Consider the following 17,901-nt stretch of genomic DNA (forward strand, 5'->3'; position numbering starts at 1 on the left):
GTATAATGTATATTATGTTAAATGCCATCTGGTAGTTAATCACGAGCCGATACATCAATCTGTTACTAATTCTGACCTCCCTCACGCTTCTCGTCTTTCACTGTCGATTACGACGATTTGTGAAAAAAACTCAAAACACCATTCGATGGCGCATGCTGTTTCCCTTCATGTCTGTGCAATACCCTGTCACATACAGAATTGCTGGCAATAAAAGAAGGAACACAGAATGAAGTATGTGAATCTGGGTCGTAGCGGTTTGCAAGTCTCCCGTCTTTGTCTCGGTTGTATGAGCTATGGTGAACCTGAACGTTTGCCTCAACCCTGGTCCCTGGATGAAAAGGCGTCACGTCCGCTCATTCGTCAGGCGCTTGAAGCGGGCATTAATTTTTTTGATACCGCGAATATCTACTCGGGCGGAAGTTCTGAAGAGATCACTGGAAAAGCGCTGAGAGAAATGGCCAGACGCGATGAGATCGTTGTGGCGACAAAGACCTTCTTTCCGTGGCGCAACTCACCCAATACCGGGTTTCTTTCCCGCAAGGCCATTTTTCAGTCTATTGACGATAGCCTGATGCGCTTAGGTATGGATTATGTGGATCTCTTTCAGATTCACCGCTTTGACCACTCCACGCCTGTTGAAGAGACCATGGAGGCTCTGCATGACCTCGTTAAATCAGGAAAAGTACGTTACATCGGCGCATCATCTATGGAAGCCTGGCGCTTTGCAAAAATGCAGCATACTGCAGAGCGTAACGGCTGGACCCGATTTATTACGATGCAACCGCAATACAACCTGCTTTACCGGGAAGAAGAGCGCGAGATGTTGCCCCTGTGTGAAGACCAGGGCGTTGGTGTGATCCCCTGGAGTCCGATGGCACGCGGCAGGCTCACGCGCGACTGGAGTGTCACGTCCCGACGAACGCAAAACGATGCCTTTGCGTTAAAAATGTATGAGAACGCAGCCCTTCTGGATAAGCCCGTTATTGATGTCGTTGCCAGAATTGCCGAAAAGCACGATGTGCCAAGAGCCCATGTTGCAATTGCCTGGTTGCTATCAAAAACGGTCATCACAGCACCGATCGTAGGCGCGACGAAACCAGAACATCTTTCTACGGCTATCAGCGCGCTGGACTTTTCACTTAGCGATGCCGAAATCATGGAACGTGAGGTTGGCTTCCCCTCCTCCACGCCGAAACCGAACTTAGTGGCAATCACCACACGATCGCGAACGGGGGCCAGTGCTTCCCCGACAAATTCTTCACTGAGATGGGGGCCATACACCTCGGCAGTATCAAAGAACGTGATGCCTTGTTCGAAGGCGGCCCGGATGAGCGAAACCATGGCTTTACGATCGCGCGGACCACCGCCGTAATACCCCACCATAGGCAGACACCCGAGTCCCATGCTGGAAACCTCCAGCGAGCCGAGTTTACGCGTGGTTAAGGTCTCCTTCTGGACGGGAACAGCATCCGAAGGGGCGCTCGACGTGTCCTGACCAGCCGGTTTAGCCATCACGGCTCCGCTCCTGCCAAGGGTGATAGCGGCCAACGCCAGACCGGCGCCGGCGATCAGAAAATTGCGACGATCCCGGGAAGCGGGTACGGAAGCAGAATGCTGGTCATGCATCATCTTACTCATAAACTGGAACTCCCTATAGCGAAGAAAGGATTCATTAATTTGGGCATTACCAGGCATAAGCCTGGGGCGCTTCTCCCCCGGGGCCGGGCCAGATTTCGTCGAGACAGCTCATGGTGTCGTCTGATAGCGTGATTGTTGTTGCGTGAAGCGCCTCCCGGAGTTGTTCCGCCGTACGAGGCCCGATAAGTGGAGCAGTAACGACAGGATTCTGCAGGAGCCACGCAAGCGCCACATCGGAAGGGGTTTCGCCGAGGTCCTCACATAATCCTTCGTAGGCTTCCAGCTGCGGACGATACTGTTCGATTAGACGGGCAAACGCGGGCCTCGCACGGCGCCCGCTGGCCATCTTTTTCAGTACGCCGCCAAGCAACCCTCCGGCAAGTGGACTCCAGGGAATCAGTCCCAGGCCAAAATGACGGCATGCGGGAATGACCTCCAGCTCAACAGTTCGGGCAGTCAGATTGTAGAGACTTTGCTCAGCAACCAGGCCCAGGGAATGACGGGCCGTGGCAACTGACTGCGCAGTCGCAATGTCCCAGCCTGCGAAATTGCTGCTACCGATATAAAGCACTTTTCCCTGCTGAACAAGGAGCTCCATGGCCTGCCAGACCTCTTCCCATGGTGTATAACGATCGATGTGATGCATCTGATAGACGTCAATATGGTCGGTCTTAAGCCGTCGCAAACTGTCCTCGCAGGCCTTGCGAATATGGTAAGCAGAAAGACGGCGATCGTTCGGACCTGGTCCCATAGGCTGATAGGCTTTCGTCGCCAGAACGATACGGTCACGGCGGCCACCCTGCTGGAGCCAGCGACCAATAATCTCTTCGGACAGCCCCGAACCTTGCTGGATATCGGGTGATTGCTCGGTGCCATACACGTCTGCTGTATCAATGAAATTGATACCCGCCTCAAGCGCTTCATCCAGAATGCGGGCGCTGGTTTTCTCGTCGGTGACGTCACCAAAATTCATGGTTCCGAGACAAAGGCGGCTGACTTTCAGGCCGGTGCGGCCAAGATGCGTATAGTTCATACACGGCTCCGTTAGGTGAATATTCCGCCCTGACCGACGGCCAGAGCGCATAATTTTCAAGAATAACGAAGCACAACGTGTTCAGTGAGAGGCGATGAGTGGATGGACTTGTGAAATAAATTCAGCAACGGATTAGCCCTGGTCGGTCTATGGTGTATATCATTTCCGTATCAACGCATTCGGGCCTTAACGCACAAGGAAAACGATTCTGTATGCAAATAAGCAGAGCTGATGTCGCCGATCTCATTTATTTCATGGCTATTGCACGTCATCGCAGTTTCAGCCGTGCGGCGATTGAATTAGGTGTCAGTGCATCAGCGCTTAGTCATGCCCTGAAGGGACTGGAAACAAGGCTCGGGGTTCGCCTGCTTAATCGCACGACCAAGAGCGTTACCCCTACGGCTGCAGGTGAAGAACTGGTTCAGTCTGTCCTTCAGCCTTTCGACAAGATAGAAGGCGCGCTTGAATCGCTTAACCGGTATCGTAATACGCCTACCGGGCGTATCCGCATCAATGCTGCCGTTGAAGCAGCCAATCTTTTGCTTGCACCGGTTATGCCCGCTTTTATGGATCGCTATCCCGATATTGAAATCGATATTGTGGCCAGCAACCGTATGGTTGACGTCACTGATGCGGGCTTCGATGCCGGTATCCGCTATGGTGGCACCGTTCCGGAAGACATGGTTGCCCGGCGTTTATCTGCCGATATTCGCTGGGTTATCGCAGCATCCCCCGACTACCTTGAACGCTACGGAACGCCTGAACATCCGGATGATTTATTACACCATCGCTGTATAAGCAATCGTCTCGGCGACGATCGGATTTATCGCTGGGAACTTGAACGAAACGGCGAAACGTACCAAATCACTGTGCCTGGCTCAGTGACGGTCAACCAGGCTGAAACGGGCCTTGTGGCCGTATTAGGTGGAGCCGGCCTGATGTATTTTCCGGAGCCTCTTGTTGCACCCTATGTGAAGGATGGACGGCTCCGCCTGGTGCTTACGGAATGGTCCCCGCTGGAGGAAGGTTTTTATATCTATTATTCAAGCCGCCGGCAACTGCCGACCGGGCTTCGCCTTCTGATTGAGTTCATACAGGAGGCCAGGCCGCTGGGGTTGTGAAATAGCGCTTCCATACGGGACGATGCGTTATCGTCTTTATCGCCCCGTAGCGGATATCAGAAAATCAATCAGGGCCTTCACTCTTTTCGTTTTACCCGCGTTTTTGGGGTAATAGAGATAGACTGGCGGGTAGGTTTTCCAGTAACTCTCCATCACGGGGATAAAGTGCTCTCTGTCGGGCTGTAACTGCCAGATGGGTTCAAACAGGCGTCCAATTCCCAGTCCGTTACGGATCCCGTCAGCCATAACGTCGATATCGTTACTGATTAACTGCCCGGGCATCTCAACCGTCAACTGCTCTCCGTGGTCGTTCAGGATCAACGGAAGGATGCGGTTGTTAGTAATAAAACGGTAGCCAATCAGCTTGTGTTGACTGAGGTCAGCCGGCACCTCGGGCATTCCATACTCGCGAATATAAGCTGAGGATGCATATAACCCTTCACGAAAGGGTTTCATTAACGGCCGCGCCACCACCCCACCTTCGAGAATATCGCCAAAACGGATCCCAAGGTCAAAACGCTCTTCGATGATATTCACGGTACCGTCGTAAACCGATATTTCCAACTGTATACCCGGGTATTGCTGACAGAATTCCGCCATTGCAGGCTTGAGAATTAACAGATAGGCAAAACGCGAGAGCGTAATTCTCACCACACCAGAGGGCTCCTGATTCTGGTCGCGAATGCTTTCAAGCGAATTTTCCAGCGACTCCACCGCCGCGGCGGTCTGTTCCAGCAACAGCTGCCCGGTTTCCGTCAGCTCAATACGGCGGGTCGTACGCACAAAAAGCGGATGCCCAATATGCTCTTCCAGCAGTTTAAGCGCATTGCTGACGGAGGGAGGCGTAATTTCCAGTTTTCTTGCGGCTGCCGAAATATTGCCCTCACGTGCAATGCTCTGAAAGATGCGTATCTGGTTATACAGGGCGTTATTCATAATGTGTTCCTTAAGCAATCACTGCTTAATTATTAAGTACAGCCTAAAGATGCTTAAGTCAATGCCCCTCTAATCTTCGTGAAATTCGCCTCTTATACTTTTATCTCTTTCTACAACAACCTGAGTTCAGGAGACTATGATGCGAATTTTATGTCTGGATATCCCCGCACCTGGAGCATCGCTGGAAAAATATGCTCCACACCTTAACGCTGAAGCGCTGCACGCCTGGGGATTGTATAAATCCGGCTTCATCCGCGACATTTACTTCCGTCAGGACAGACCTGGCGTCGCTATTTTTCTTGAATGTGACTCTGTCGATGAAGCGATGAACGTAATGGCCGAATTCCCGCTGGCAAAAGCAGGCTTATTAAGCTTTGAGTGCATTCCGCTTGGCTCCTTTATTAACTGGGAAAATCTCTTTGCCGCTGAATTTAAAAATAAAGAGTGAGGCCCGATATGAAACCTGCAGATAAACCCGTGCTGTGTGTCGTTTCCAGCCATCCGATTAAAGGCGCATCCGGTGTACCAACCGGTTTTTTCCTGGCTGAGCTGACGCATCCGCTGAAAGTACTGGAAGATGCCGGACTAAAAACGACGATAGCCAGCATTCGCGGGGGACAGCCGCCGGTGGATGGATTTGACCTCAGTGACTCTGTCAACGCCTGGTTCTGGAACGAAACCGATTTTCAGCAGCGCCTGGCCACAACGCCTTCGTTATCCGAGCTGAACGGTACCGATTACAGCGCCGTTTTCTTTGCGGGCGGGCATGGAACCATGTGGGATTTCCGCGACAGCCAGGATGCCCAGCGTATTATCCGCGAAGTGTATGAAAGTGATGGGATTGTCTCAGCCGTCTGCCACGGACCTGCGGCACTGGTTGACGCAAAGCTCAGCAGCGGCGAATACCTGGTGAAAGGCAAAAACGTGGCGGCCTTTACCAACAAGGAAGAGGAAGAAGTTCACACCACAGATGTGGTTCCCTTCCTGCTTGAGACTGCACTCCGCGAGCATGGCGCGCTTCATCATGAGGCCCCGAACTGGTCTGAAAACGTGGTTACCGACGGACGCCTTATCACGGGGCAGAATCCCGCTTCAGCGCACGGTGTGGGTGTGGCGCTGTTAAATGCCCTCCGCCAGCCAACTTAATTCATTCATTTGTCTTTCATCGTTACTCACCCTCTTTGGCCGGTTTAAGTCAGCAACGTTCCGGCCTTTTTACAGGAGCTGAATATGAAAACACTACCTTCCGTCGCGCTGGGCACATGGTCCTGGGGCACAGGCTTCGCCGGTGGCGACACCGTCTTCGGCAATCATCTTTCTGATACTCAGATGGCAGACGTGTTCACCACGGCCATGAGTAAGGGTCTGAATCTCTGGGATACCGCAGCAGTATATGGCATGGGGAGTTCCGAGGCAGCGTTGGGAGCATTAGTCCGTCAGTTCCCCCGCGAGGATATGATTTTATCCACCAAATTCACGCCGCAGATTGCGAACGAACAGTCAGCGCAGCCTGTCAGCGATATGCTTGAGGCCAGCCTCGGACGCCTGGGTGTGGACGCGATTGATATCTACTGGATCCACAATCCCCTCGACGTCGAGAAATGGACGCCAGGACTGATCCCACTTTTACAAAGCGGTAAGGTCAAACGCGTCGGGGTTTCCAACCACAATCTGGCACAAATCAGACGCGCCAACGAAATCCTTAACGCTTCCGGTTATTCCCTCAGTGCAGTACAGAATCATTACAGCCTGCTCTATCGCGCCTCTGAAGAGGCCGGGATCCTTGATTACTGCCGACAAAATAACATCACGTTCTTTGCTTACATGGTCCTGGAGCAAGGCGCGCTCAGTGGTCGTTATGATTCAAATCATCCCATGCCTGCCGGGAGTGGCCGGGCCGAAAGTTATAACGCAGTACTGCCGCAGATAGAAAGATTAACCGCCGCCATGAAAAAAATGGGAACCGAAAGGAATGCCAGCGTGGCACAGATAGCCATCGCATGGGCTATTGCAAAAGGTACCCTTCCCCTCGTTGGTGCGACTAAAGTCCATCACGTTCTGGACGCCGCCTGCGCTTCAGACATCCAGTTACGCGATGAGGAAATCATCCTGCTGGAACAACTCGCCACAGAGACCAGAGTGGATACACGAGGCGCCTGGGAAAAACCGATGGTGTAAACCCTGTCCGGGACAGACTGCCATGAATGACACTCACGAACGGGCTGTTCCGGGCGATCCTAATCTGCATCACTTTTACTGCTTTGTATGAAGGGTGAGAATATGAAAATCATTTGCCTCGAAGAACATTATCTCGACAGCGAGTTAGGGCGAGCGTGTATGCCTGTTGCGCTTGAGCAGGCACCTTTCCTTGGCGACTGGGGGAAAACTGTCGCTGATGGTCATAATCCTGACCGAAGCCGGCCGCAGATAGAAAAGAATGCGCTGATAAACGCGAAAGGCGCTGATTTGGGAAGCCGCCGCCTCAGGGATATGGATGACGCTGGAATTACCCTGCAGATCCTCTCTGTGGGCGGATTCCCCCAGCTGGCTCCCGGTGATAAAGCGGTAACATTAAATACGGCGGCAAACGACCGCCTTGCCGGGGCGGTAAGAAATCACCCGGATCGCTTCGCGGCATTTGCCACACTTCCCTGGGCACAGCCGGAAGAGGCTGAAAAAGAGCTTGTCCGCGCAGTTGAAAAACTGGGGTTTAAGGGGGCTCTTCTGAATGGCCGACCCTCTTCATGCTTTCTCGATCATCCTGACTATGACTCCCTGCTTTCCCGCTTTAATAAACTGAATGTGCCACTCTATCTTCATCCCGGATTACCGGTTAAAAGCGTGCAACAGGCCTACTTCACGGGCTTCAATGCAGAGGTCAACGCCCGGCTCTCCATGTTTGGCTGGGGCTGGCATCACGAAGCCGGGATCCATTTGTTACGGCTGATGTTATCGGGCGCATTTGATAAATATCCCCACCTGCAGGTAATCAGTGGCCACTGGGGGGAGATGCTGCCCTTCTGGCTGCAGCGTCTTGATGACAGCCTTCCGCTGGCTGCAACGGGTCTGTCACGCACGCTAACGAGAACCTTCCAGGAGCACGTTTACGTTACCCCGTCAGGTATGCTGACACTGCCGCACTTCCAGTTTATCTACGCGTTAATGGGGGCAGACAGGATCCTGTTCTCCGTTGATTACCCCTATCAGACCCTGGACGGTGTAAAAACATTTATCGACAGTCTGCCCGTCAACAAGGCTGAAAAAGAGGCCATCGCGTTTCGCAATGCAGAACGTTTACTGGGCATCACGGCGTAGTTCACGGGTTCATGATGACCGGGCACAATGAAATCCGTCGACCATTATTAGTTTTTGTCTAAAAGTGAATGAGCCTTTACTGCTCTAAAAAAAATAATGGTGTCACTCTATACTGGGTTAAAAATCCACCAGCCTCTTTAACGTATTGAAATGAAAAATATCCTTGTTATTTCAGGTCATCCTGAGCTGAACCATTCCGTCGCCAACGCCACTATCCTTGATGAAGTGGCAACCGCCCTTCCCGATGCTGAAATTCGTCGTCTGGACTGGCTCTATCCGGACGGCAAATTCAATATCGCTGCGGAGCAGGAAAGCCTGCTCAGGGCCGATGTGATTGTCTGGCAGTTTCCTTTTTCCTGGTATGGGCTGCCCGGGTTAATGAAACAATGGCTGGACGAGGTCTTTGTCCACGGCTTCGCGCATGGCTCAACGGCGAAACTGGGCGGTAAAAAGCTGATCCTCTCCTTCACTACAGGGGCGCCACAGGCGCTCTATACCGCTGACGGTTTCTTTGGCCATGCCATTGAAGAGTATCTTATTCCGTTCGAGACCACGGCAAAACTGTGCAATCTTGAGCTGCTGGCGCCGGTTTATACCTGCGGTATCAGCTATGCCGACCGGGATGCCGACAAAATCGCGCAGCATAAAACGCTTGCCCGGGAACATGCTTCAAGGCTTGTCGATCTGCTTAATTCCGTCGTGAATAATCCAGAGGGAGAATAACGATGCAGTATACCCGGCTCGGTAAAAGTGACTTACTGGTCTCCCGCATCTGTATGGGATGTATGGGGTTTGGCGACCCGTTAACGGGCCAGCATCGCTGGACGCTGGACGAAACAGCAAGCCGGGACATCATCCGCTACGGTCTCGAAAAGGGTATCAATTTTTACGATACCGCCATCGCCTATCAGAACGGCTCCAGCGAGCGATACGTTGGCCGGGCGCTGCGGGAGATGGCAAAACGCGAGGATGTGGTGCTGGCCACCAAGTTTCTGCCGCGAACCGCCGCGCAAATCGCCGCGGGGATCGGCGGAAAAGAGGCAATAGCCCGATCGCTCGACCAGAGCCTGCAAAATCTGGGGATGGACTACATCGACCTCTACATCTACCACATCTGGGATTACAACACGCCCGTTATTGAGGTGCTTGAAGCGCTTCATGCCGCCGTTACTGCGGGCAAAGTGCGCGCTATTGGTATTTCCAATTGCTATGCCTGGCAGCTTGCGAAAGCGAACGCCCTTGCCGAACGCGAAGGGCTGACGCCCTTTGTTTCCGTGCAAAGCCACTACAACCTGATTATGCGTGAAGATGAACGAGAGCTCTTCGGTCTGTGCGCTGAAGATGATATCGCCATGACCCCCTATAGCGCGGTGGCCAGCGGTCGTCTCTCCCGGAAAGAAGGCCACACGCGGCGAGCCACGGAGGATGATTATGCGCGCGGGAAATATGACAGCACGGCTGAACAGGATCGGCTCATTATTGAGCGTGTCGCCGAACTTGCCGAACGGCATCAGGTGTCCATGACGGAAATCTCACTCGCCTGGCTGCTGACAAAAGTCACGTCACCTGTCGTAGGGGCCACAAAAAAAGATCACGTCGATGGCGCGGTAAACGCCGTAAATCTTCAACTGAGCCCGGAGGAAATCCGGTTTCTGGAAGAAACCTACCAGCCGCACGTTCTGACGGGGATCATGGCGCAAAACACGCCGCAAACGAAAGACGTTAAGCAGGTCTGGACGCGGTAGCAAACAGTAATTTTAGTAAAAGGATCAACGTGAAAAAGCCCCTTATGTTTTTAATTTGTATGCTAATAAGCAGCCCTGTCTTTGCAACAAAACCGGACACGCAGAATAAGCCCGTGATGAATATCTTTGAGCTCGGCGTCAAGCACGATCGGGACAAAGAGTTTGAAGACGTGGCCAGGCAGACGATTTCCGCTTCGGTTGATCATGAAGCAGGTACGCTGGCGATGTACGCCCTGCAACGAAGCGACAATCCACGTCAGGCATTCATGGTCGAACTCTATGAAAACGAGCGTGCTTACCGCAAACATCTGAATGCTGAACCGTACAAGGCATTCGCTGCCCGGGCACCTGACATTATCGATCGGAAAAATAAAATCACTCTGGAGCCCCAATTTCTGGGGGACAAACACATCCTACCGAATGAGCGAACCATTAATAATCTGGTGATCGTTGATGTAAAGCCTGAATTTCAGACCGAATTTAAAAACATCGTTCTGCCTGAAATGGCTGAGTCGCTCAACGTTGAGAAAGGCGTGTTAGCCATGTATGCCGCTACAGACTCACAGACGCCAAACCGCTGGTATTTCTATGAGGTTTACGCCAGTGAGGAAGCGTATCAACTGCACCGACAAACGCCACACTTCCGGGACTATCTCAGGCAAACGGCGCATATGAGCGCCAGTAAGGACGCTATCCCGGTAAAACCGGTATTTCTTCATAACAAAGGCGGAATCAAACAGGATCCGCACCGTTGACCAGTGAGGATTAACATGAAAAGCGTAATTGCAGTGGCGGCCATGTCGCTTGTTATTTCTGATTTTGCTAATGCTGAGGAAACAAGAGGTAAAGCTATGATGAAAATTGAACCTTCAGCGACTCCTGAAGCTGATATTCGTTCTGTCTCACCGGCTCTTGCCCGCTTTGGTCGAGAAGCTATTACTGAAGATCTGTGGACAAGCGATGCCCTCTCGCCCAGAGATCGTAGTATGGTGACCGTCGCCATGCTAATTGCCAGAAACCAGCCTGGCGACCTTAAGCACTATATAGACATTGCCCTTGATAATGGCGTTACGCCAGCGGAATTGTCAGAAATCATTACCCATCTGGCGTTCTACTCAGGTTGGCCAAATGCAATGTCAGCCGTCAGCGTGACCAAAGCAGTATTTGAATCTCGTGGCGTCACGGCAGATGCACTTCCTGAAGCTTCTCCGGACCTGCTTCCTCTCAATCAGGAAGCAGAAAAGCAGCGTTCAGAGACAGTGGAAAAAAACGTGGGACCGATATCACCTGGTCTGGTTAAATTTACTGCTGACCCACTGTTCCTGGATCTCTGGCAAAGACCCGCGCTGAAACCCCGCGACAGAAGCCTGATTACGGTCAGCGCGTTAATCGCATCTGGACAGAGCGCGCAGATTGGCTATCACCTCAACAGAGCGATGGATAATGGACTTTCTGCTGAGGAAGCTGGGGAGATCGTTACCCAAGCCGCGTTTTACGCTGGCTGGCCAAACGCATTTACAGCTGCTCCTGTTGTCGGAGAGGTATTAAGCAATCGCTCATCGAGTAAAAGGTAATATTACTTAACACGAAAACCTGAAGTACATCATAAAATTAGAACGAACAGTTCATGAACTAACAGACGTAACATCGAGTGATTTCTGGACAGCGTTTAACACAGTTATGAACCAAAACTGAGTTCATAACTGTGAGTTTGAATTGCCATTTGATTAATATCCATTTAAAACAGTTTGTTATACTGTTTCTGTTGCTGAAGTAAATTATGTATATTCCTCAAACCCAGAATAGTTAAATCAAATATGGCCGTTACCCTAACCTCAATTCCTTCAGTTGCATCCTGGGTTTATCCATAAGAAACACCCTCTTCCTTAGCTGATCGGGAAAACTCGCGATGCACACATGCCGCACTAAGTATGCACCCCGTAAAAATACCGCGCTCATTATCCAAGACGCGACACCTTTAATCTCGCCTCGTCCAGATGGCTGCGCAATGCGGCAAGACATGGCGCAAAATTGGCCGAAAAACGGCTGCAACCGGTGGCCAGTGTATAAAAGCGCTCGGCCAGCGCCAGTGCTTCATGCCAGGTTTCTCCCGCGATCGCGTCAATAAGCATGGCCGGACGCAGCGTATTCACCAGTGCGCCTCCTGATTTCGGGGCAAATCCCATGGGCAGCATGTCATAGGCTGGCGCAAGATCATATGGCCGTCCATGGGAACCGATAAACGACAGATTTCCATGGTGCATGTCGGTATTGCCGATCAGCATGCCAAACGCCCAAAGCCGTGAGGTGCGGGCGACCGCATCCGGGTGAACGCAACCCTGATTTGCCAGCTCATTAACCAGAACTGGCCAGGCCTCTCTTGCCCGGCCGACAAATTCCGCCTCAAGCGCACGTAAAGAAAAAAGCCCCTTACGACCAAGCGGCCCCGTACGGTCGAACCGTGGGATTTCAAGGAAGCGCTGTCCTCCAAAATCAAACACCTCTGTTTCGACGCCAAGCACGCTCAGCGCCAGATGTTCCGCCAGCAGCAAATCTCGCCAACGTTCACTTACAGGGTTATCGTCAGGTGCCGTGAATTTCACAATGACGTGGCCACGTTCTGTATAAGTACAGAATTTCGGCTGCTCACCGCCAGCAGAGGAACCCGGTACATCGCCGGCGCTCACGGCCTGCGCCAACGACGGGTATGCGATTGCCCGGTCCACTGCAACAGGAGACGGCATCTCTATAAAATGATTCCGCGCCTGCTCTCCGATTAGCAGGTTGCCCACCGCATCGTGTCCATGAGCCAGCAAGGCCCTGATAACCTCAGTGTCGCTCCAGTTCTCAGGATTCGGCGGCAGGCCCAGCTCGGATGAAAACCGGGAGGCATACGCGCGGCCAAGGTATCCCTGAGGCCGCATGTCAAACAACCACCACGGCAACCCATCGCTATGGAGGCATATATTATCCGCTTGCTCCATTACAAATCCGTCGGGATAAACCGGAATGAGTTTACCCAGCGATTTAACCTGACCCTCTTCCGATATTCGGTAGACAGGAGCCGAACTGAATCCACGATGCGTATCCCGAAGCACATAGTGAATAGATGGACCAGAGCCAATGCGAACAACCTCATCGCCAAGCGCTTTAATCGAACGCGAAACAGTAGGCTGACTAATACCCATAATATCAGTGAGTTGCTTTACCGATACAGGGCCTTGTCTCAGCAATTGTCGTAGCGTTTCGGATCGATTTATCATGGCATTGAATAGCTTTATGAATAGGTTATTGAATAGCTAATTTATCAGGTATTAACTCCCCTGTCATCTCAACAAATGGCTGTGTTTGTTTTATACCTGCGCAACCAAATCAACTTATACGCCGCAGGAATAATAAACAGCGACAGCAGCGGCGCCGTGATCATCCCGCCAATCATAGGCGCCGCTATCCTGCTCATGACCTCTGACCCGGCACCGGTTCCCCAGAGAATGGGCAGCAGACCGGCAATAATCACCGCCACGGTCATCGCCTTCGGCCGCACGCGCAGCACGGCGCCATGATAAAGCGCGTCATCAAGCTCCTGCTCGGTGAACGTGTCCCGATGGGACAACGCCGGATTCTCCTCAATGGCATGACGTAAATACATCAGCATGACCACCCCAAACTCTGCCGCGACCCCCGCCAGAGCGATAAACCCGGTGCCGGTTGCGACAGACATGTGGAAGCCCTGCCAGTACAGGAACCAAATGCCTCCGACCAGGGCGAACGGCAGACTCATCAGGATTAGCAACGCTTCTTCCACGCGACGGAACGCCAGATACAGCAGAATAAAGATGATCATCACCGTCATCGGCACCATCAGCTTCAGCTTCTTGTTGGCATGTTCGAGGAGCTCAAACTGGCCGGAGAATGACACGCTGGTTCCCGGCTTCAGCTTCACGTTCTGGCTGATGGCCGTCTTCATGTCGTTCACCACCGACACCATATCCCTGCCACGGGCATCGATGTAAATCCAGCTGGCAGGACGCGCATTCTCCGTTTTCAGCATGGTCGGGCCAGATACGACCTTAATATCAGCCACATCGCCCAGCGTGATCTGCTGTTTCATCGGCGTCAGGATCGGCATCTGCTTCAACGCGTTCGGGCTGTTCCGGTAATCCTGAGGATAGCGAATATTAATCGGGTACCGGGCAACGCCCTCCACAGTTTCACCCACCGTCGCCCCGCCGATGGCCGAGGAGACAAACAGCTGCACGTCACCCACCGTCATTCCGTAGCGGGAGGCTTTTTCCCGGTTGATATCAATATCAATGTAGCGCCCGCCCTCCAGACGTTCAGCCAGGGCAGACACCACGCCCGGCACGGTTTTCGCTACCGTCTCGATGCTTTGCGCCGTCGCGTCGATATCCGACAGAACGGTACCGGACACCTTGATACCAATCGGGCTTTTGATCCCGGTGGAAAGCATGTCTATCCGATTGCGGATCGGCGGAACCCAGAGATTCGCCAGACCGGGCAACCGAACGGTCTTGTCGAGCTCGTCAATAATCTTGTCAATCGTCATGCCGGACCGCCACTCATTCTCAGGCTTGAGCTGAATGGTGGTTTCCACCATTTCGAGCGGCGCGGAATCCGTAGCCGTTTCGGCTTTACCCGTCTTGCCGAAAACTGAGGCCACTTCAGGCACGGTTTTAATTAACTTGTCCGTGGTCTGTAACAGTGCGGCCGCTTCTGCCGGAGAAACGCCCGGCAATGTTGAGGGCATATACAGCAGATCGCCTTCGTTGATCTTCGGTAAAAACTCGCCGCCCACCTGGCTGAGCGGCCAGATCACCGTGAGGATCGATAAGGCTGCGACTAACAGCGTTGTTTTTGGCCAGTGAAGAACCCTGATAAGCAACGGGTGATAGGCTTTAATCAGCAGCCTGTTCAATGGGTTACTGGTCTCAGCGGGAATCTTACCCCTGATCCAGAACCCCATCAAAATAGGAATAACAATGATGGCAAGCGCAGCCGCGCCCGCCATGGAGTACGTTTTGGTGAAGGCCAGCGGACCAAACAGCCGCCCTTCCTGTCCCTCCAGGGTGAAAATGGGAATGAATGACAGGGTGATGATCAGCAGGCTGATAAACAGCGCGGGGCCAACTTCGACAGAGGCGTTGGTAATCACCTTCCAGCGCGTGGCGTTATCAATCTGCTCTCCCGGATGCTGGTGATCCCACTCTTCTAACCGCTTGTGCGCGTTTTCAATCATGACGATAGCGGCATCCACCATCGCGCCGACCGCAATGGCAATGCCTCCCAGGGACATAATATTGGCGTTCAGCCCCTGGAAATGCATGACGATAAAGGCAATACACAGGCCCAGCGGCAGAGAGACAATCGCGACCAGCGCAGAGCGAACGTGCCACAGGAACAGCGCGCAGACAATGGCCACCACGATAAACTCTTCGAGCAGCCTGGAACTCAGGTTGTCTATTGCCCGGTCGATCAGTTGGCTGCGATCGTAGGTGGTCACAATCTCAACGCCTTGCGGCAGGCTGGCCTTCAGCGTCTCCAGCTTATCTTTTACCGCCGTAATGACTTCACGCGCGTTTTTGCCCGAACGCAGGATCACCACACCACCAGCGACTTCCCCCTGCCCGTTCAGCTCCGCAATACCGCGCCGCATTTCCGGTCCCGCCTGTACGCGGGCAACATCACGAAGGTAAATCGGTACCCCGTTTTCTCCGGTTTTCAGGACGATGTTATTGAAATCGTCCATCGTCTGCAGATAGCCGCTGGCCCGGACCATATACTCCGCTTCCGCCATTTCAACTGACGATCCCCCTGCCTCCTGGTTAGACGACTCAAGGGCCTGCTTAACCTCAGGCAGGCTAACGCCGTACTGAGCCAGTTTTAACGGATTGACCTGAATCTGATACTGCTTAACTACGCCGCCCACCGACGCCACTTCAGCCACGTTCGGGATTGTTTTCAGTTCAAATTTCAGGAACCAGTCCTGCAGCGAGCGCAACTCTGCGAGATCGTGTTTTCCGCTGCGATCCACCAGCGCATACTCAAATATCCAGCCCACGCCTGTGGCATCAGGACCGATTTCAGAGCTCACGCCGGCAGGCAGTTTGCCCTGAACCTGGTTCAGATACTCCAGCACGCGCGAACGGGCCCAGTACAGATCGGTGCCATCTTCAAAAATGACATACACGTACGAATCGCCAAACTGCGAAAAACCGCGCACGGTCTTTGCGCCGGGAACCGAGAGCATGGTGGTAGTCAGTGGATAGGTCACCTGGTTTTCAACAATCTGCGGTGCCTGGCCAGGATAGCTGGTTTTGATAATCACCTGAACGTCAGAGAGATCGGGCAAGGCATCGACCGGGGTGTTGATAATGGTCCATGTCCCCCAGACGCTGAGGAACAGCGCCCCCATCATGACCAGGAAACGGTTGGCGACTGACCGCCGGATAATCCATTCAATCATCATCGTCTCCTTAATGGCCGGAATGCGCGCCGTCAGCAGCTTCAGCGTGACGCATGCGCTCCAGCGCGCCGGTAATATTGGCCTCCGAGTCAATCAGGAACAGGCCGCTGACCACGACTGAATCCCCTTCATTCAGGCCAGAGCCAATGCCGGACTGCTGCTGAGATTCGTGCAGAACGTGGATCCTTTTCGGGACAAAATTCCCGTCCGCATCTACCGTAATAACGCGCTGTTCTTTGCCAGTATCGATAACGGCCTGGGAGGGGATCAGCAGCATCTCCTGACTTTGGGTATTCAGCTTCAGGTAGGCGTTCATGCCCGGTTTCAGCAGCTCGTCCTTGTTAGAGACCTGCAGGCGAACCTGCAGCGTGCGGGTGGTCTGGTCCACGCTCGGCAGAAGACTCCATTTTTCAACCGGGAAGGTTTTATCCGGATAAGCTGGTACCGAAACAGCAAACTGCGAGGTATCTTTCAGCAGATAAGCAATGGATTCAGGCACTGCCGCGCCGATCCAGACCGGATCCATCCCCTGAATTTGCGCCACTACCTTATCTTTGGAAATATTCATGCCGGTACGCAGGTCAAAAGCCGTGATCACTCCGTCGATCGGCGCCTTGATGGTAAAGCGGGTCTGGATCGTTCGGGTGGCACGCAGCCTCTGAATATCCTCATCCGGCATACCGCCCAGGCGAAGACGTTCCAGAACGCCTTTTATTTGCGTCGGCGTTCCGCCGGTGCCGGATAACAGCAGAAACTCGCTCTGCGCCTCTACCCAGTCAGGAATGGTAATATCAATAAGTGGCGTGCCTTTCTTCACCTTATCGCCCGTCGTCAGCGGGTACACTTTCTCCACGAAGCCTTCCGCGCGCGCCTGCACAATGACAAACTGATAGTCGTTATAGCTGACGTTGGCCGGGATGGTCTGGGCATAATTCAGCGTTCCGCGCGTCACCTTTTGCGTTTTTAATCCGAGGTTCTGAACCTGGGTCGGGTCAATACGGATACCGACACTGATTTTATTGTCGTTTTCATCCGCATATTTCGGCACCAGATCCATATCCATAAACGGCGATTTACCGGGCTTATCGAATTTCACGTCGGGCTTCATCGGGTCATACCAGAAAAGCACCTTTCTTTCTGGTGCGCTATTTTCCGTTTTTACAGATGAATGAAAAACCTGCAATGCCGTCACCGATATCAGCCCTCCCGCAATTAGGCTGCTGACTATCATGGCAGCATATTTTATTTTTAATGAGGCCATGCCGTTTCTCGCTATTTAATGCTCTTCAGTAAAGAGATATTGCCCTGCTGAATAAACGAAAAATCAACGTGACTGCCGACTTTTAAGGCATTGATACTCTCGTCAGCCTGAATAAAGGTGAAACGCATGGTCATCGCGGGCCAGCCAATCGCCGGGATAGCGTCATGAGAGATGGTGATTTTTTTATTCGTAAGATCGACCGCTTTCACAACGCCCTTACCGTGGATGATTTGCTCTGATGCCTCATTACTGGCGGCATTCATTTCCCCATGCGAATGAACCTCAGCCTGGAGGCTGGCAGAAAACACAATGGAGACCGCACCGAATACAACGGCTTTAAGTGAATTACGCATTTTTATTTTCCTCTT

Annotated in this window: 15 protein-coding genes and 2 pseudogenes; 10 read left to right on the forward strand and 7 right to left on the reverse strand. The window is 52.7% G+C overall.

Annotated features, from left to right (window positions below):
* Positions 1–226 precede the first annotated feature (226 nt).
* Positions 227–1,156 (forward strand): annotated as a pseudogene (locus HBM95_11480) (aldo/keto reductase).
* Positions 1,157–1,164: 8 nt separating this feature from the next.
* Here HBM95_11480 and HBM95_11485 read toward each other — a convergent pair.
* Both HBM95_11485 and HBM95_11490 read right to left on the reverse strand, forming a co-directional pair.
* Positions 1,165–1,638 (reverse strand): annotated as a pseudogene (locus tag HBM95_11485) (aldo/keto reductase).
* A 46-nt stretch (positions 1,639–1,684) separates the two neighbouring features.
* The gene (locus tag HBM95_11490; protein NIH43552.1) at positions 1,685–2,671 is read right to left on the reverse strand and encodes an aldo/keto reductase; all 987 of its coding nucleotides are present in this window, start codon (positions 2,669–2,671) and stop codon (positions 1,685–1,687) included.
* Positions 2,672–2,883: 212 nt separating this feature from the next.
* On the opposite strand from HBM95_11490, the gene HBM95_11495 reads away from it, so the two are divergent.
* On the forward strand, positions 2,884–3,792 hold the full coding sequence (locus HBM95_11495) for a LysR family transcriptional regulator (protein ID NIH43553.1): 909 nt from the start codon (positions 2,884–2,886) through the stop codon (positions 3,790–3,792).
* Between the two features lie 36 nt (positions 3,793–3,828).
* Here HBM95_11495 and HBM95_11500 read toward each other — a convergent pair whose 3' ends face one another.
* Positions 3,829–4,728, reverse strand: a complete 900-nt coding sequence (locus HBM95_11500) for a LysR family transcriptional regulator (GenBank protein NIH43554.1) — start codon at positions 4,726–4,728, stop codon at positions 3,829–3,831.
* 139 nt (positions 4,729–4,867) lie between these two features.
* On the opposite strand from HBM95_11500, the gene HBM95_11505 reads away from it, so the two are divergent.
* From HBM95_11505 to HBM95_11540, 8 genes are all read left to right on the forward strand, one after another.
* Positions 4,868–5,176 carry a superoxide dismutase gene (locus tag HBM95_11505; GenBank protein NIH43555.1) on the forward strand — a complete coding sequence of 103 codons (309 nt, stop codon included), beginning with the start codon at positions 4,868–4,870 and terminating at the stop codon, positions 5,174–5,176.
* An 8-nt stretch (positions 5,177–5,184) separates the two neighbouring features.
* On the forward strand, positions 5,185–5,874 hold the full coding sequence (locus HBM95_11510; GenBank protein NIH43556.1) for a type 1 glutamine amidotransferase domain-containing protein: 690 nt from the start codon (positions 5,185–5,187) through the stop codon (positions 5,872–5,874).
* 84 nt (positions 5,875–5,958) lie between these two features.
* Complete coding sequence (locus HBM95_11515; GenBank protein ID NIH43557.1) at positions 5,959–6,906, forward strand: aldo/keto reductase; 948 nt, start codon at positions 5,959–5,961, stop codon at positions 6,904–6,906.
* 102 nt (positions 6,907–7,008) lie between these two features.
* Positions 7,009–8,043 (forward strand): amidohydrolase, encoded by a 1,035-nt coding sequence (locus HBM95_11520; protein NIH43558.1) that lies wholly within the window; start codon positions 7,009–7,011, stop codon positions 8,041–8,043.
* Between the two features lie 150 nt (positions 8,044–8,193).
* A complete protein-coding gene (locus HBM95_11525) occupies positions 8,194–8,766 on the forward strand; it encodes an NAD(P)H-dependent oxidoreductase (protein NIH43559.1) in 573 nt (190 codons plus the stop codon).
* Between the two features lie 2 nt (positions 8,767–8,768).
* Entirely contained in the window at positions 8,769–9,788 is a 1,020-nt protein-coding gene (locus tag HBM95_11530) for an aldo/keto reductase (GenBank protein ID NIH43560.1), read from the forward strand.
* A gap of 59 nt (positions 9,789–9,847) precedes the next feature.
* The gene (locus HBM95_11535; GenBank protein NIH43561.1) at positions 9,848–10,543 is read left to right on the forward strand and encodes an antibiotic biosynthesis monooxygenase; all 696 of its coding nucleotides are present in this window, start codon (positions 9,848–9,850) and stop codon (positions 10,541–10,543) included.
* A gap of 15 nt (positions 10,544–10,558) precedes the next feature.
* A complete protein-coding gene (locus HBM95_11540; GenBank protein ID NIH43562.1) occupies positions 10,559–11,362 on the forward strand; it encodes a carboxymuconolactone decarboxylase family protein in 804 nt (267 codons plus the stop codon).
* Between the two features lie 384 nt (positions 11,363–11,746).
* Here HBM95_11540 and yjjJ read toward each other — a convergent pair whose 3' ends face one another.
* The 4 genes from yjjJ to cusF all read right to left on the reverse strand — a co-directional run bounded on the left by yjjJ (position 11,747) and on the right by cusF (position 17,886).
* A complete protein-coding gene (gene yjjJ / locus HBM95_11545; protein ID NIH43563.1) occupies positions 11,747–13,051 on the reverse strand; it encodes a type II toxin-antitoxin system HipA family toxin YjjJ in 1,305 nt (434 codons plus the stop codon).
* 68 nt (positions 13,052–13,119) lie between these two features.
* Positions 13,120–16,272, reverse strand: a complete 3,153-nt coding sequence (silA, locus tag HBM95_11550) for a Cu(+)/Ag(+) efflux RND transporter permease subunit SilA (GenBank protein ID NIH43564.1) — start codon at positions 16,270–16,272, stop codon at positions 13,120–13,122.
* A gap of 10 nt (positions 16,273–16,282) precedes the next feature.
* Positions 16,283–17,533, reverse strand: a complete 1,251-nt coding sequence (locus HBM95_11555) for an efflux RND transporter periplasmic adaptor subunit (protein NIH43565.1) — start codon at positions 17,531–17,533, stop codon at positions 16,283–16,285.
* Positions 17,534–17,544: 11 nt separating this feature from the next.
* Entirely contained in the window at positions 17,545–17,886 is a 342-nt protein-coding gene (gene cusF, locus HBM95_11560) for a cation efflux system protein CusF (protein ID NIH43566.1), read from the reverse strand.
* Positions 17,887–17,901 lie beyond the last annotated feature (15 nt).

The organism is Enterobacter asburiae (assembly GCA_011754535.1).
GTDB lineage: Bacteria > Pseudomonadota > Gammaproteobacteria > Enterobacterales > Enterobacteriaceae > Enterobacter > Enterobacter cloacae_N.